Origin of the sequence: Pseudomonas sp. MRSN 12121 (assembly GCF_000931465.1) — a bacterium.
In the GTDB taxonomy this organism is placed as follows: Bacteria; Pseudomonadota; Gammaproteobacteria; order Pseudomonadales; family Pseudomonadaceae; genus Aquipseudomonas.
This window is the reverse complement of sequence record NZ_CP010892.1, coordinates 5,488,766-5,504,062: the sequence shown is the minus strand read 5'-3', so window position 1 is coordinate 5,504,062 and position 15,297 is coordinate 5,488,766. Positions and strand designations below refer to the sequence as shown.

At 62.5% G+C, this 15,297-nt stretch carries 14 protein-coding genes; 4 read left to right on the top strand and 10 right to left on the bottom strand.

Annotated features, from left to right (window positions below):
* Positions 1-67: 67 nt before the first annotated feature.
* From TO66_RS24950 to TO66_RS24915, 8 genes are all read right to left on the bottom strand, one after another.
* The gene (locus TO66_RS24950; protein WP_044464776.1) at positions 68-802 is read right to left on the bottom strand and encodes an amino acid ABC transporter ATP-binding protein; all 735 of its coding nucleotides are present in this window, start codon (positions 800-802) and stop codon (positions 68-70) included.
* Positions 799-1,470 carry an amino acid ABC transporter permease gene (locus TO66_RS24945; protein WP_044464775.1) on the bottom strand — a complete coding sequence of 224 codons (672 nt, stop codon included), beginning with the start codon at positions 1,468-1,470 and terminating at the stop codon, positions 799-801. Before TO66_RS24945 ends, TO66_RS24950 begins: the two co-directional genes overlap by 4 nt.
* Entirely contained in the window at positions 1,470-2,216 is a 747-nt protein-coding gene (locus tag TO66_RS24940; RefSeq protein ID WP_044464774.1) for an amino acid ABC transporter permease, read from the bottom strand. The genes TO66_RS24945 and TO66_RS24940 overlap by 1 nt, the downstream gene beginning before the upstream one ends.
* A 185-nt stretch (positions 2,217-2,401) precedes the next feature.
* Positions 2,402-3,316 (bottom strand): glutamate/aspartate ABC transporter substrate-binding protein, encoded by a 915-nt coding sequence (locus TO66_RS24935; protein ID WP_044464773.1) that lies wholly within the window; start codon positions 3,314-3,316, stop codon positions 2,402-2,404.
* 453 nt (positions 3,317-3,769) lie between these two features.
* A complete protein-coding gene (gene glpD, locus TO66_RS24930) occupies positions 3,770-5,308 on the bottom strand; it encodes a glycerol-3-phosphate dehydrogenase (RefSeq protein ID WP_044464772.1) in 1,539 nt (512 codons plus the stop codon).
* A 236-nt stretch (positions 5,309-5,544) separates the two neighbouring features.
* A complete protein-coding gene (locus TO66_RS24925) occupies positions 5,545-6,300 on the bottom strand; it encodes a DeoR/GlpR family transcriptional regulator (protein WP_044464771.1) in 756 nt (251 codons plus the stop codon).
* 95 nt (positions 6,301-6,395) lie between these two features.
* Positions 6,396-7,901: a glycerol kinase GlpK gene (gene glpK, locus TO66_RS24920; RefSeq protein WP_044464770.1), complete on the bottom strand. Its 1,506-nt coding sequence runs from the start codon at positions 7,899-7,901 to the stop codon at positions 6,396-6,398.
* A gap of 79 nt (positions 7,902-7,980) precedes the next feature.
* Complete coding sequence (locus TO66_RS24915) at positions 7,981-8,832, bottom strand: MIP/aquaporin family protein (RefSeq protein WP_044464769.1); 852 nt, start codon at positions 8,830-8,832, stop codon at positions 7,981-7,983.
* 383 nt (positions 8,833-9,215) lie between these two features.
* Here TO66_RS24915 and ybaK point away from each other — a divergent pair, with 383 nt between their 5' ends.
* Entirely contained in the window at positions 9,216-9,686 is a 471-nt protein-coding gene (ybaK, locus tag TO66_RS24910; protein WP_016703437.1) for a Cys-tRNA(Pro) deacylase, read from the top strand.
* 87 nt (positions 9,687-9,773) lie between these two features.
* Here ybaK and TO66_RS24905 read toward each other — a convergent pair whose 3' ends face one another.
* Both TO66_RS24905 and argF read right to left on the bottom strand, forming a co-directional pair.
* Positions 9,774-10,883: an ABC transporter ATP-binding protein gene (locus TO66_RS24905; protein ID WP_044464768.1), complete on the bottom strand. Its 1,110-nt coding sequence runs from the start codon at positions 10,881-10,883 to the stop codon at positions 9,774-9,776.
* Entirely contained in the window at positions 10,880-11,800 is a 921-nt protein-coding gene (argF, locus tag TO66_RS24900) for an ornithine carbamoyltransferase (RefSeq protein WP_044464767.1), read from the bottom strand. The genes TO66_RS24905 and argF overlap by 4 nt, the downstream gene beginning before the upstream one ends.
* A 490-nt stretch (positions 11,801-12,290) precedes the next feature.
* On the opposite strand from argF, the gene TO66_RS24895 reads away from it, so the two are divergent.
* The 3 genes from TO66_RS24895 to grxD all read left to right on the top strand — a co-directional run bounded on the left by TO66_RS24895 (position 12,291) and on the right by grxD (position 15,253).
* Positions 12,291-12,584, top strand: coding sequence for a hypothetical protein (locus tag TO66_RS24895; RefSeq protein ID WP_044464766.1), 294 nt, complete (start codon positions 12,291-12,293; stop codon positions 12,582-12,584).
* Positions 12,585-12,709: 125 nt separating this feature from the next.
* Positions 12,710-14,818 carry a molybdopterin oxidoreductase family protein gene (locus tag TO66_RS24890; protein ID WP_044464765.1) on the top strand — a complete coding sequence of 703 codons (2,109 nt, stop codon included), beginning with the start codon at positions 12,710-12,712 and terminating at the stop codon, positions 14,816-14,818.
* A gap of 96 nt (positions 14,819-14,914) precedes the next feature.
* A complete protein-coding gene (grxD, locus tag TO66_RS24885) occupies positions 14,915-15,253 on the top strand; it encodes a Grx4 family monothiol glutaredoxin (RefSeq protein WP_007922425.1) in 339 nt (112 codons plus the stop codon).
* Positions 15,254-15,297: the final 44 nt, after the last annotated feature.

Sequence of the window (15,297 nt, the reverse complement as noted above, 5' to 3'; positions counted from 1 at the left end):
CGCGGGCTGCGACCGCTTCCGAGGGAAGCTGGTCGCCGCTCGCGGCGGCGCTACAGGCTGTGCTTCATCAGTGCTGCAGGATTTTTTCGAGGAAATGCTGCGCACGCTCGGAACGGGCGTTGATGTCGCCGAAGAATTCCTCTTTCGGGCAGTCTTCGATGATTTTGCCGGCGTCCATGAAGATCACTCGGTCCGCGACCTTGCGGGCGAAGCCCATTTCGTGGGTCACGCACATCATGGTCATGCCTTCGTGAGCCAGTTGCACCATGACGTCCAGCACTTCGTTGACCATTTCCGGGTCGAGGGCGGAAGTCGGTTCGTCGAACAGCATGACGATCGGGTCCATCGCCAGCGCACGGGCGATCGCCACACGCTGTTGCTGGCCACCGGAGAGCTGGCCCGGGTGCTTGTGGGCGTGGGCGGCCAGGCCGACACGCTCGAGCAGTTGCAGGCCTTTCTTGGTGGCTTCCTCTTTGCTGCGGCCCAGCACCTTGATCTGCGCGATGGTCAGGTTCTCGGTGATGGTCAGGTGCGGGAACAGTTCGAAGTGCTGGAACACCATGCCCACGCGGGAACGCAGTTTCGGCAGGTTGGTCTTCGGGTCGGCGATGGAGGTGCCGTCGACCACGATGTCACCTTTCTGGAACGGCTCCAGGGCGTTGACGCATTTGATCAGGGTGGATTTGCCGGAGCCGGACGGGCCGCACACCACGATCACTTCGCCTTTCTTGACCTCGGTGCTGCAATCGGTCAGCACCTGGAAGTCCCCATACCACTTGTTGATGTTCTTGATAGAGATCATATGGCAAACCTTTTTTGCAGACGCTTGACCAGCTGCGAGGCGGCAAAGCTGATTGTGAAATACACCAGACCGGCAACGATCAGGAACTCATTGGAACGGCCGATGATGTCGCCGCTCGAACGCGAGGCATTGAGGAAGTCCACCAGGCCCACGGTGTACACCAGCGAGGTGTCCTGGAACAGGATGATGCTCTGTTGCAGCAGCAGCGGGGTCATCTTGCGGAACGCCTGGGGCAGGATGATCAGGCGCATCATCTGGCCGTAGGTCATGCCCAGTGCCTGGGCGGCGCCCATCTGGCCCTTGGGGATCGACTGCACGCCGGCCCGGACGATTTCACAGAAGTACGCCGCTTCGAACATCATGAAGGCCACGATGCACGAGCCAAAGGCGCCGATCGGCGTGTCTTCGCCGGTGATCCAGCGCAGCACGAACGGCACCGCCAGGTAGAACCAGGTGATCACCAGCAGCAGCGGGATGGAACGGAAGTAGTTGACGTAGACGCCGGCGATGTTCGACAGCAGTTTGTTATGGGACAGGCGCATCAGCGCCAGGATGGTACCGAGAATGATCCCGCCGACGACGCCCAGGGCCATCAGCTTGAGGGTCATCAGCATGCCGTTCCACAGGCCGGGAATGGCCGGGACGACGCCAGAGAAATCGAATTCCATTATTTGCCCCCCACGGAGATCAGGCCGGGCACCGCGACTTTCTTCTCGACCAGGCGCATCAGCAGCATCAGGCTCATGTTCAGGGTGAAGTAGATCAGCGTGGCCAGGGTGAAGGCTTCAAACAGGTTGGCCGAGAATTCGGCGGTCTGCTTGGTCTGCGCCAGCAGCTCCATCAGGCCGATCAGCGAGGCGACCGAGGAGTTCTTGAAGACGTTGAGGAATTCCGAGGTAAGCGGCGGAATGATGATCCGGTAGGCCTGGGGCAGCAGCACGTTCCAGTAGATCTGCGGCAGCGAGAAACCCATGGCGCGGGCGGCGGATTCCTGGCCGCGCGGCAGCGCCTGGATCCCGGTGCGCACCTGTTCGCAGACCCGGGCAGCGGTGAACAGGCCCAGGCACACGACGACGCTCAGGTAGGCCGAGGTGGTCGGGTTGAGGTCCTGCTTGAACCATTCCTGCAGGTTGGCCGGCAGCAGGTCGGGTACCAGGAAGTACCAGATGAACAGCTGAACCAGCAGCGGCACGTTACGGAAGATCTCCACGTAGACGGTGGCGATGCCCGCTACCAGGCGGTTCGGCACAGTCCGCATGACGCCCAGGATCGAGCCCAGAAACAGCGCGACGATCCAGGCCACCACGGCGATGGCGATGGTCCAGCCCAGGCCCGCGATGAACCAGTCGAGATAGGTCTCGCTGCCCACGCCGGTGGACTTGAAGAACACGCCCCAGTCCCAGTTGTAATTCATTAGGGTCTCCCCCTGATCGATCGATGTACAAGCACCCGCTTGGGGAAATCCTTTCCCGCCCGGATGACGGCCAGGCACACACGATCGGCTCGACAACCACCGGTTCGAGTGTTTCCAAAAATGCCAGCAGGTAGTGACAGGCTCCCGAGGGGCCGGGCCCCTCGGGAGACAAGGTTAGTCAGGAATCAGGACTTTTTGTCGTCAGCCGCTTTGTCGGTCGGGTTGGCGATCAGGGCCTTGAGCTCGTCGCTCATCGGGAACATCAGGTTCAGGCCTTTTGGCGGGATCGGCGATTGGAACCATTTGTCGTAGATCTTGTTGATCTCGCCCGACTTGTAGGTAGCGACGATGGCGTCGTCCACGGCTTTCTTGAACGGGGCATCGCCCTTGCGCACCATGCAGCCATAGATTTCATAGGATTGCGCGGTGCCGGTCACGGCCCAGTCGGTCGGTTTGCGAGCCTTGGCCATTTCACCGGCCAGCAGCGCGTCGTCCATCATGAAGGCCACGGCGCGGCCGCCTTCGAGCATCTGGAAGGACTCGCCATGGTCCTTGGCCGAGATCACGTTCATGCCCATCTGCTTGTCGGCGTTCATCGCCTTGAGGATGCGCTCGGAGGTGGTGCCCGCGGTGGTGACCACGTTCTTGCCTTTCAGGTCCGGGAAGTCCTTGTAAGGCGAATCTTTCTTGGACAGCAGGCGGGTGCCGATCTCGAAGATGCCGACGGAGAAGTCGACCTGCTGCTGGCGCTCGACGTTGTTGGTGGTGGAACCGCACTCGACGTCCACGGTGCCGTTCTGCACCAGCGGGATACGGGTCTGCGAGGTCACCAGGTTGTATTTGACCTTGAGGTCCGGCATGTCGAGGTCCTTTTTCAGGGCTTCGACGATTTTCAGCTGGATGTCGTGGGAGTAGCCGACTGGAACGCCGGAGGCATCCGCGATGTAGGAGAACGGGATGGAAGCGTCGCGATGTCCGAGGGTGATGGTGCCGGAGTCTTTGATTTTCTTCAGTGTGCCGGTGAGTTCGGCGGCAACCACTGGAGTGCTAATCAGAGCGGCAGCGATAGCTGCGCCCAACAGATGGGGAACGATGCGCATCAATATTTCCTCGACATTTGTTTTTTTTATGAAGCCAGTTCGACGGGCTCTCTTATACAGCGAATGCCTTGACGGCTCCTGATGAGTGTTGGCGCATCAGGCATTCGTCGAAGAGTGTAGAGCATGAGTCGTGCCAGGCCAGCTAATCCGTATCAACGCCTTGATTTGAAAGGCTATTAAATATTTGTGGCGGAGATTGTCGGCAGTCTTTATCCGGTTATCCGAATCGACCCGAAAGTCGCGTTCGGAAAACCGAATGCCCAGCAAGGCCGGGCCTATCCCCTGTAGGAGCGAGCTTGCTCGCGATAGCGATCCGACTGTCTACACCTATGTCGAATGTCGCGCCGTCATCGCGGGCAAGTCGGATCGCCGTCCGCTCGCTCCTACATAAAGCGGCGGGCATGAAAAAGCCCCCGGGCCGTGCGGCGCGGGGGCTTTTTATGGGGGCGGCGATCAGGCGGCTTCGATCTTCGCCCGGTTCTGCTCGACCTTCTGCAGGTACTGCTGCAGGTTCTCCTGTTCGGCTGCGGTGGTGAACAGCCCCAGCTTGCTGCGGCGCCAGAGGATGTCCTGGGCGTTGACCGCCCATTCTTCGCTGCACAGGTAGTCGACTTCACGGGTGTACAGGCCGCCACCCAGGTGTTCGCCCAGGTCGCTCAGGCTGTGCACGCCTTCCAGCAGGCGCCAGGTGCGGCTGCCATAGCTGGTGGCCCAGCGACGGGCGATTTCGCTGGGGATCCAGTCGAACTTCTGGCGAATCGCTTCGGCCAGCGCCTGCGGTGTGCTCATGTCTTCGCCGCCGGGCAGGGTCGAATGCGCGGTCCAGCTCGGCTTGATGCCCTTGAAGAAGGGGGCCAACTGGGCCATGGCCGACTCGGCCAGCTTGCGGTAGGTGGTCAGCTTGCCACCGAACACCGACAGCAGTGGCGCCTCGTCGGTACCGCCGGACAGCGCCAGGGTGTAGTCGCGAGTCACGGCCGACGGGTTGTCGGACTCGTCGTTGCACAGCGGGCGCACGCCGGAGTAGGTGTGCACGATGTCCTGGCGGCCCAGCTGTTTCTTGAAGTGGGCGTTGACCACTTTCAGGATGTAGTCGGTTTCGCCCTCGGTAATCGCCACCTTCGCCGGATCGCCGGTGTACTCGCGGTCGGTGGTGCCGATCAGGGTGAAGTGATTCAGGTACGGAATGGTGAACACAATGCGCTGGTCCTCGTTCTGCAGGATGTGCGCGTGCTCGCCTTCGTAGAGTTTCGGCACGATGAGGTGGCTGCCCTGGATCAGGCGGATGCCATAAGGCGAGTCCAGCTTCAGGTCGTCCTTGATGAACTTGGCGACCCACGGGCCGGCGGCGTTCACCAGTGCCTTGGCGCGGATCGAGAACAGGCTGCCGTCGGCGCGTTCCAGGTGCAGGTGCCACATGCCCTTGCTGCGACGGGCGCTGACGCAGCGGGTCTGGGTGTGCACGTGGGCGCCTTTTTCGCGGGCGGCCATGGCATTCAGGACGACCAGGCGGGCGTCGTCGACCCAGCAATCGGAGTATTCGAAACCCTTGCTGATCTCGGCCTTCAACGGGCTGTCGGCGCCGAACTTCAGGCTCTTGGAACCGGCGAGTTTTTCGCGCTTGCCCAGGTGGTCATAAAGGAACAGGCCGGCACGGATCATCCAGGCCGGACGCAGGTGCGGACGGTGCGGCAAGACGAAACGCATCGGCTTGACGATGTGCGGGGCCTTGGCCAGCAGCACTTCGCGCTCGGCCAGGGCTTCGCGCACCAGGCGGAATTCGTAATGCTCGAGGTAGCGCAGGCCGCCGTGGATCAGCTTGCTGCTGGCCGAAGAGGTGTGGCTGGCCAGATCGTCTTTTTCGCAAAGGAACACCGACAGGCCGCGTCCGGCGGCATCGGCGGCGATACCGACCCCATTGATCCCACCGCCGATCACGGCAATGTCGTAAATCTCGGCAAGAGGGGGCGCGGGCAAGGTGGAAGTGGGCATCGGCTGGCCTCGTGTTCTTTTGATATTTGAAATCGAACATGAATGTTCATTTGCGAAAATGGTAGCGCAGAAACCGGGCGACAGCCAGTCGACTTCGATTGAAAAAACTCATCGAAAGGCAGGGAAAGGAAAATTTACGAACATTGTCGGACGGACGGCAGGCAAGGGAGGGCGCGCGCCATGTAGCCGCTGCCGAGGTCTGGCGAGGCAGCGGCTACAGGCTACGGGCTACAGGATCAGACGACTTCCAGGCGGATCTTGTGCTGTTGCAGCAACTGGGTCAGGGCTGGAACCGGCTGCTGGTCGGTGACCAGGCAATCGATCAGGCTGATGGGGCCGAGGCGGATCATGGCGTTGCGTCCGAACTTGCTTGAGTCGGCGGCCAGGATCACCTGCCGGGCGTTGGCGATGATCGCCTGGGAAACCCGCACTTCCTGGTAGTCGAAATCCAGCAGGCTGCCGTCTTCGTCGATGCCGCTGATGCCGACCAGGGCGAAGTCGACCTTGAACTGGTTGATGAAGTCGACGCTGGCCTGGCCGACCACGCCGCCATCGCGACGCACATTGCCGCCGGTCAGCAGCACGTCGAAGTCGTCCTTGGCGCTGAGCATGGAGGCCACATGCAGGTTGTTGGTGATGATCTTCAGGTGGCTGTGGTTGAGCAGCGCCCGGGCGATGGATTCGGTGGTGGTACCGATGTTGATGAACAGCGAGGCGTGATCGGGGATTTGCGCGGCAATGGCTTCGCCGATGCGTTGTTTCTCGTCGCGCATCTGGTCGGCGCGCATCGCGTAGGCGGTGTTTTCGACACTGGAATCGTAGGCTGCGCCGCCGTGGTAGCGGCGCAACAGATTGGCTTCCGCCAACTGGTTGATATCGCGGCGGATGGTTTGCGGGGTGACGACGAACAGCTGGGCCATCTCCTCGATGCTGACGTAGCCGCGTTCGCGGACCAGCTCGAGGATTTGCTGCTGGCGGGGAGGCAGATTCATGGGGCGTCCTTTGGGCTGCCGTGCAAAATTTGCCCATGATGCCGCAGGAATGTGCTCCCTACCAGTTACAACTCGATACGAATCCGCGACTTGGCTTATTCAGCGCCTTCGTGCGGTTCCCAGTCGCGGGTGCGGCTGACGGCCTTTTTCCAGCCGGCGTAGAGTTTTTCCTTCTCGGCCTCGCCCAGTTGCGGGGCGAACTCGCGCTCGATCAGCGCCTTGCCGCGCAACTCCTCCAGGCTGCCCCAGAAACCGCAGGCCAGGCCCGCCAGGTAGGCCGCGCCCAGGGCCGTGGTTTCGCGCATCTGCGGGCGCTCGACCTGGGTGCCGAGGATGTCGGCCTGGAATTGCATGAGGAAGTTGTTGGCCACTGCGCCACCGTCCACGCGCAGGGCCTTGAGGCGTTCGCCCGAGTCTTGCTGCATGGCGTCCAGGACGTCGCGGGTCTGGTAGGCGATCGACTCCAGCGCGGCGCGGATGATGTGATCCACGCGCACGCCACGGGTCAGGCCGAACAGTGCGCCACGGGCATAAGGGTCCCAGTAGGGCGCGCCCAGGCCGGTGAAGGCCGGGACCAGATAGACGCCGTTGCTGTCCTTGACCTTGCCGGCGAAGTATTCGGTGTCGTGGGCGTCGTTGATGATCTTCAGCTCGTCGCGCAGCCACTGTACGGTGGAGCCGCCGTTGAACACAGCGCCTTCCAGGGCGTAAGCCACTTCGCCGCGCGGCCCGCAGGCGATGGTGGTGAGCATGCCGTGCTTGGACTTGACCGCCTTGTCGCCGGTGTTCATCAACAGGAAGCAGCCGGTGCCATAGGTGTTCTTCGCCTGGCCCGGCTCCACGCACATCTGGCCGAACAGCGCGGCCTGCTGGTCGCCGGCGATGCCGCCAATGGCGATGCCGCTCTTGGTGCGGCCGTAGATTTCCGAGGACGACTTCACCTCCGGCAGCATTTCCCGGGGGATATCCAGCACGTCCAGCATCTTCGCGTCCCACTCCAGGGTGTGGATATTGAAGAGCATGGTGCGCGAGGCGTTGGTGTAGTCGGTGACGTGGGTCTTGCCGCCGGTGAATTTCCAGATCAGCCAGCTGTCGACGGTGCCGAACAGCAGTTCGCCGTTGCGCGCGCGTTCGCGGCTGCCTTCGACGTTGTCGAGGATCCACTTCAGCTTGGTGCCGGAGAAGTACGGGTCGGTGACCAGGCCGGTGGTGTCGCGGATGTACTCTTCCAGGCCGTCGCGCTTGAGCTGCTGGCAGATCTCGGTGCTGCGACGGCACTGCCAGACGATGGCGTTATAGATCGGCCGGCCGGTGGTCTTGTCCCAGACCACGGTGGTTTCACGCTGGTTGGTGATGCCGATGGCGGCGACCTGGTCATGGTGCAGGCCGGCCTGGGCCAGGGCCTCGACCATCACCGCGCTCTGGGTGGCGAAGATTTCCATCGGGTCGTGCTCGACCCAGCCGGCTTGCGGGTAATGCTGGGCGAATTCACGCTGGGCGGTGCAGACGACGTTGGCATCGCGATCGAAGATGATCGCGCGCGAGCTGGTCGTACCCTGATCGAGGGCAATGATGTAGTTCTTATTCTGGATGTCGGTCATGTCGATTGCCTTGGACGAAAATAAGGAAGTGGGCTGAGGGCGCGGGATCGGTAGTGGGCAGGACCCCGTGCCGCCGGTTTCAAGAAGTTCTTACTTTGCCGTCAATGGCTTGCTTGGCATCCGTGGGTGCGGGAACAGCGGCGGGCAGGTGGCGTGCGATCAACCCGCGATAGGCCACGGCGCCGAGGCAGGCGCCAAGGATCGGCGCGAAAATCGGCACCAGGAAATACGGAATATCGCGCCCGCCGGTAAAGGACACCTCGCCCCAGCCCATGAAGAATGTCATCAGTTTAGGGCCAAAATCCCGCGCCGGGTTCATCGCGAAACCGGTCAATGGGCCCATGGCGCTGCCGATCACGGCAATCAGCAGGCCGATCAGCAAGGGAGCCATAGGGCCGCGCGGCAGGCCATTATTGTCGTCGGTCAGGGACATGATCACGCCCATCAGGATCGCGGTAATCACCACTTCGACCAGGAAGGCCTGGGCGGTGGACAGGGCCGGGTTGGGGTAGGTGGAAAACACCGACGCCAGTTCGAGGCTGGCCTGGGAGCCGCGGACCATCTGATGAGCCTGTTCGTAATCGAAGAACAGGTTGCTGTACAGGGTGTAGACCAGCAGCGCCGCGCAGAAGGCGCCGGCGACCTGGGAGAAGATATAGAACGGCAGTTTGCGTTTTTCGAAATCGGCAAAGATGCACAGCGCGATGCTGACGGCGGGATTGAGGTGCGCGCCGGAAACGCCGGCGGTGAGGTAGATCGCCATGCTGACGCCGATCCCCCAGATGATGCTGATTTCCCACAGGCCAAAGCTGGCGCCCGCGACCTTGAGCGCGGCGACGCAACCGGTGCCGAAGAAGATCAACAAGGCGGTACCCAGGAATTCGGCCATGCATTGGCCGGAGAGCGACGGTTGTTGTAGCGCAGTTGTCATTGAAAACCTCGGTTTTTGTTGTTGTCTGGCGCCGGCCTGGATGGCTCTGGTCGCGATTTCCAGCCTTGGCGGGATCCCCATCCCGGTCTCGGCTCACTGCTGGGTACGACGTTGAATCCGGTACATGATATTCGCAAACGAAAAAATATAGACAAGAAAGATTGCTGTCAAAGGTCGAAAGTGAACCATTGGTCATTTAATAACTATCAGTTGTATGAATGATCTTGCGCAGGGCGCAGCGGTTCTGGGCAAAAGTCCCGGCCGGCGCGGCCTCGGTGATAGTCGAGGTGGTTGTGAAGGGCGCGGGAATAGAGCCTTTTTCCGACGGATATCCTAGAATCGCCGGCACCTTCCTCATTCGTTTTCCCGCCAATGGAGTTGCCATGACCCCTGCACTGGATCTGCTGAAGAAAGTTCGCGCCGAACATCGTGTGCACAGTTACGAACACGACCCCAAGGCCGCGTCCTATGGCCTGGAGGCAGCGGAAAAGCTGGGCCTCGATCCGGCGCAGGTGTTCAAGACGCTATTGGCCAGCAGTGAAAAAGGGGAGTTGCTGGTGGCAGTGGTTCCAGTCGTCGGAAGCCTCGATCTCAAGGCGCTGGCCCATGCCGCTGGGGTGAAGAAGGCCGAGATGGCCGACCCGGCCGCGGCGCAACGGGCCACGGGCTACCTGTTGGGCGGGATCAGCCCGCTGGGGCAGAAAAAGCGCCTGCGCACCTTTATCGATAACAGTGCCCAACCCTTTGCCAGCATTTTCGTCAGCGCCGGTCGGCGCGGGCTGGAGGTGGAGCTTGCCGCCGCGGTATTGGCCGAACACACCCAGGCGACATTCGCCGATATCGGTCGCGACTGATTCAGCGCGCCGCGCCGCGCTGGGCTGTGGTGTGGGGCAGGTGGGGTAGAAGAGGACAGCGGAGCCGGCGCACCGGCTCCGGGTCGATCAACGGGCGCCGCTGTAGCGACGAACGCCCGATTCGCTTTGCGGCAGCTGGGCCGCGGTGCTGCCGGAGGCCTGGAACAGCACCAGGTGCTCGGCGGCCACGCGGATCCCCACGTCGGCTCCTACCTGATGGTCGGCATGGCTCGGGAAGATCGATTCCAGCTGGCTGCCGGTCGGCAGTTGCAGGCGGTACAGGGTCGACGCGCCCTGGAAGCTCTTGCCGACGATCCGCGCCTTGAGGGCGCTGTCCGGGGCGTAGACGATATCGTCCGGACGTAGCAGGACATCCACCGCGCCGCCGGCTGGCCAGGTGTAGGCGCGATTGCCGCGCAGCACGCCCAGCTCGGTCTGCACCGACTCCGGACTGTCCAGCTGGCCGCGAATGAAATATCCCTGGCCGATAAAGCTCGCCACGAACGGCGTCAGCGGTTCGTGATAGAGGTTGTACGGGGTGTCCCACTGTTCCAGGCGTCCTTCCTTGAACACACCGACGTGGTCGCTGACGGCAAAGGCTTCTTCCTGGTCGTGCGTGACCAGAATCGCGCTGGTGCCCCGCGCCTTGAGGATGTCGCGGACCTCGTGGCTGAGCTTGCGGCGCAATTCGCCGTCGAGGTTGGAGAAGGGTTCGTCGAGCAGCAGCAACTGCGGTTCCGGCGCCAGTGCCCGGGCCAGGGCGACCCGTTGCTGCTGGCCACCGGACAGCTCGTGGGGGAAGCGTTTGCCGAGGTTCTTCAGGTTGACCAGTTCCAGCATCTCTTCGACGACCCGCTGCTTCTGTGGATGCTTGCGGATGCCGAAGGCGATGTTGTCCGCCACGCAAAGGTGGGGGAACAGGGCGTAGTCCTGGAACACCATGCCGATTCGCCGCCGTTCCGGGGCCAGGGTGAAACCGGCGCTGGAAATGGTCTCCCCGGCCAGCTGGATCTCCCCTTCGTGCACCGGTTCGAAGCCGGCAATCGCGCGCAGGGTGGTGGTCTTGCCGCAACCGGAAGAGCCGAGCAGGCAGCCGATATCACCGGCGTTGAGGTGCAGGTTGAGGTTCTGTACGACCCGCTGGTCCTGATAGCCGCAGGCGAGGTTGCGCAGGTTGAGCAGCAGTGACTGGCTCATGCGTGGTGGTACGCCGGCTCGACCAGAAACTCGAGCAGGGCCTTCTGTGCGTGGAGACGGTTTTCTGCCTGGTCCCATGCCACGGAGCGTGGGTCGTCCAGCAGATCGAGGCTGATTTCTTCGCCGCGGTGGGCGGGCAGGCAGTGCATGAACAGCACATCCTCGGCGGCCAGGTCGAGCAGGGCACGACTGACCTGGAACGGCGCGAACAGCTTGAGGCGCTCGGCGGTTTCTTCTTCCTGGCCCATGGAAGTCCAGACATCGGTGCTCACCAGATGGGCGCCGATGACCGCGTCTTTCGGATCGCGCACGATGCTCACCCGGTCGCCGGCGCGGGCGACGAATTCAGGGTTGGGGTCGTAGCCTTCGGGGCAGGCGATGCGCAGTTGGAAGTCGAACTGGATCGCCGCTTCTATATAGCTGTTGCACATGTTGTTGCCGTCGCCGATCCAGGCCACGGTCTTGCCCTGGATCGAGCCGCGGTGTTCGAGGAAGGTCTGCATGTCCGCCAGCAACTGGCACGGATGCAGGTCGTCGGACAGGCCATTGATCACCGGTACGCGGGAGTTGGCCGCGAACTCGGTCAGGGTGCTGTGGGCAAAGGTACGGATCATCACCGCATCGAGCATGCGCGACATCACGATCGCGCAGTCGCTGATCGGTTCGCCACGGCCCAGCTGGGTATCCCGTGGGGACAGGAAGATCGCCTGGCCGCCGAGCTGAATCATGCCGGCCTCGAAGGAAAGACGGGTGCGGGTAGAGGACTTCTCGAAAATCATCCCGAGAACGCGGTTTTTCAGGGGCTCGAAGAGTACGCCGCGATTACGCAGGTCCTTCAGCTCGATGCCTCGACGAATCACGCTGACCAGCTCTTCGGGCGTGCAATCCATCAGGGAGAGAAAGTGCCTTGCGCTCATCATTAACTACCTTTTTGCAACAGACCGCAGATACTCAAAGCCTTGTTTAATCGAGAAACGGGCGAGACCTGCGGCGAAAGCCGCACGGGGCGACGAAATAGGGGAAGGCGCGATCTTATAATTAAATGTCGCGTCTTACCAATAGTAGGCTTGGTATCCGGGCTTTCACCCTGTTCAACCAGGGGCTCTGCCAGATCGGCATGCGCCGCTGTGCGGGGCGTTGCTCCCCCGGGTGCCGGGCGAGCAGGCCCCCTTTTTACACTGCGCCTCGGCCGCTTTGCAACGCGGCTCCCGCCACACGCCGCTATCTGGCATCTGGTTGGCGCGACTTGGCATTTCCCTCCAGGGTTTTCTGCGAGCATTGGCCTAGGGCGGGCGCCAGGCCCCGAAGCGTCGTCATACCCTGCGCTTGAGGTCCCTGGCCTGAAACCTTTCCCGAGGCAGAAGGCTGAGGTTATAAAGGCGCACCGGCAACAGGGAAGTGCTTGGAATGGAATCGAAAGAACAGCAACTGAAGACCTTGTTGGGGTTGACCACGCGCACCCTGACCGACCTGACCGCTTCCATCACCTCGATGTCTTTCGAGTTGTTGCGCAGCGAAGACAGCGTGACGCGTAACGCCGCGCGCCAGATGATCGAGCGCATGTTGAGCATCAGCAGCAACCTGGACGAGCACTGGCGATTGCTCGCTGAGTTCAATGGGGCGGAGGGCGAGCAGGCTCCGCTGGACGGCATGACGCCCGTCGCGCATCAGGACGATCCTCCCCGGCTGCCTTCCAGTTGAGCCATCGGCTGGCTTGATGCCGGTCGATTCACAAGACGAACGTCTCTGGCGCCGATGCCGGTCCGGCAGCATAGTTTTGTTCCCGCGGCCTGACGCTGGCCGCCCGAATAAAACAGAGACTGGCCATGACCAAGACTCTCCACCACCGTGCCTGCCACCTGTGCGAAGCCATCTGCGGCTTGACCATCGAAACCACCGACCTCGACGGCGCCGGCCCGCGGATAACGTCGATCAAGGGCGATGCCCAGGACAGCTTCAGTCGTGGCCACATCTGCCCCAAGGCCGTGGCGCTGCAGGATATCCAGAACGATCCGGACCGGCTGCGCCAACCCATGCGCAGGGTCGGTGGCGAATGGCAGGCCATGGAGTGGGACGAGGCTTTCGACCTGGTGGCCGAGCGGCTGGCGGCGATCCAGGAGCGCCATGGCAGCGATGCGGTGGCGGTCTACCAGGGCAATCCCAGCGTGCACAACTACGGGCTGATGACCCACAGCAACTACTTCCTCGGCCTGTTGAAGACCCGCAACCGTTTTTCCGCCACGTCGGTGGACCAGCTGCCGCAGCATTTGAGCAGTTACCTGATGTACGGCCACGGGTTGCTGCTGCCGATCCCGGATATCGATAACACCGATTGCATGCTGATCCTCGGCGGCAACCCGCTGGCCTCCAACGGCAGCATCATGACGGTGCCGGATGTGGAGAAGCGGCTGAAGGCGATCCAGGCGCGAGGCGGCAAAGTGATAGTGGTCGATCCGCGCCGGAGCGAGACGGCGGCGATGGCCGACCAGCATGTGTTCATTCGCCCGGGAGGCGACGTGGCGCTGCTGTTCGGCATGCTGCAGACGATCTTCGAGGAAGGCCTGGGGCGCGACACTCATTTGCCGGTGGACGGCCTGGAGCAAGTACGCCAGGCCGTCGCCGGCTTCAGCGCCGAAGCCATGAGCCCGTTGTGTTCGGTGCCGGCGCCGCGGATCCGCCAGCTGGCGCGGGATTTCGCCGCGGCAGACAAGGCCGTGTGTTACGGCCGCATGGGGGTGTCCACGCAGTCGTTCGGCACCCTTTGCCACTGGTTGGTGCAGTTGCTCAACCTGGTGACCGGGAATCTCGATCGGGTCGGCGGGGCCTTGTGCACCGAGCCCGCGGTGGACCTGGTGGCGGCGACCTCGGGTGGGCACTTCAATGCCTGGCAAAGCCGGGTTTCCGGGCGTCCGGAGTATGGTGGCGAACTGCCGGTGTCGGCGCTGGCCGAAGAGATGCTGACCGAAGGGGCCGGCCAGGTCCAGGCGCTGATCACGGTGGCCGGCAACCCGGTGCTGTCCACGCCCAACGGGCGGCAGCTGGAACAGGCCCTGGACGGCCTGGAGTTCATGGTCAGCGTCGACCTGTATATCAACGAAACCACGCGTTACGCGGATCTGATCCTGCCGTCGACCTCGGCGCTGGAAAACGATCATTACGACACCACCTTCAATATGTTCGCGGTGCGCAATGTCAGTCGCTTCAACCGGGCGATCCTGCCCAAGCCTGAGGGAGCGCTGCATGACTGGGAAATCTTCGTCGGCCTGGCCAGGGCCTTCGCCGCGCGCACCGGCAAGGAACTCAAGCCGACCCTGCCGCCGGCGCAGATGGTCGACAGAGGGCTGCGGGCAGGCCGGTATGGCGAAGCGTCCGCGTTCAAGCTGTCAGTGGCGACGCTGGCCGATCATCCCCATGGGATCGACCTGGGGCCGCTCGGTCCCAACCTGGCGGCGCGCCTGAAAACCGAGAACCGTCGGGTGCAGGCCGCTCCGGCGGCGATCATGGCGGACCTCGAGCGCTTTGCCACGCTACGGGCGCCCGAGGCCGACGAACTGGTGATGATCGGCCGGCGTCATGTACGCAGCAATAACTCGTGGATGCACAACTACCATCGGCTGGTGAAGGGCAAGCCACGGCATCAGTTGCTGATGCACCCCGATGACCTGGATCGCCGCGGCTTGACCGACGGGCAGCGCGTGCGAGTCAGTTCGCGGGTCGGGGCGATCGAGGTGGAGGTCCTGGCCAGCAGCGAGATGATGCCCGGCGTGGTCAGCCTGCCCCACGGCTGGGGGCATGGGCGGCCGGGCGTGCAGATGAGCATCGCCATGGCGCAGCCGGGATCGAGCGCCAATGACCTGACCGACGAGCGCCAGCTGGACGAGCTGTCGGGCAATGCGGCGCTCAATGGCGTGCCGGTGAAGGTGGAGGCGGCCTGAGGAGTCTGTCGGAGAGGCCGAGCATGGTGCTCGGCTTTCCGTTACAATGCGCCACCGTGTCGACAACAGAGTCGGAAAGTTCAGCCGAGGTGCTCCATGGATATCATCGAAACTATTAAAGAGCAGATTGCCAACAACACCATTCTGCTTTACATGAAAGGTTCGCCGAATGCCCCACAGTGCGGCTTCTCCGCGAAAGCCGCTCAGGCCGTGATGGGGTGTGGCGAGAAGTTCGCTTACGTGGACATCCTGCAGAACCCGGAAATCCGCGCCAACCTGCCTAAATACGCCAACTGGCCTACTTTCCCGCAACTGTGGGTAGCGGGTGAGCTGGTCGGCGGCAGCGATATCATGGCCGAGATGTTCGCCAATGGTGAGTTGCAGACCCTGATCAAGGCCGCCGCTGAAAAAGCCGCCGCCAAGACCGAAGCCTGATTCGCCCGTTGCGGGCGCGACAGGTTCGCGCCCGTACGTTGCGT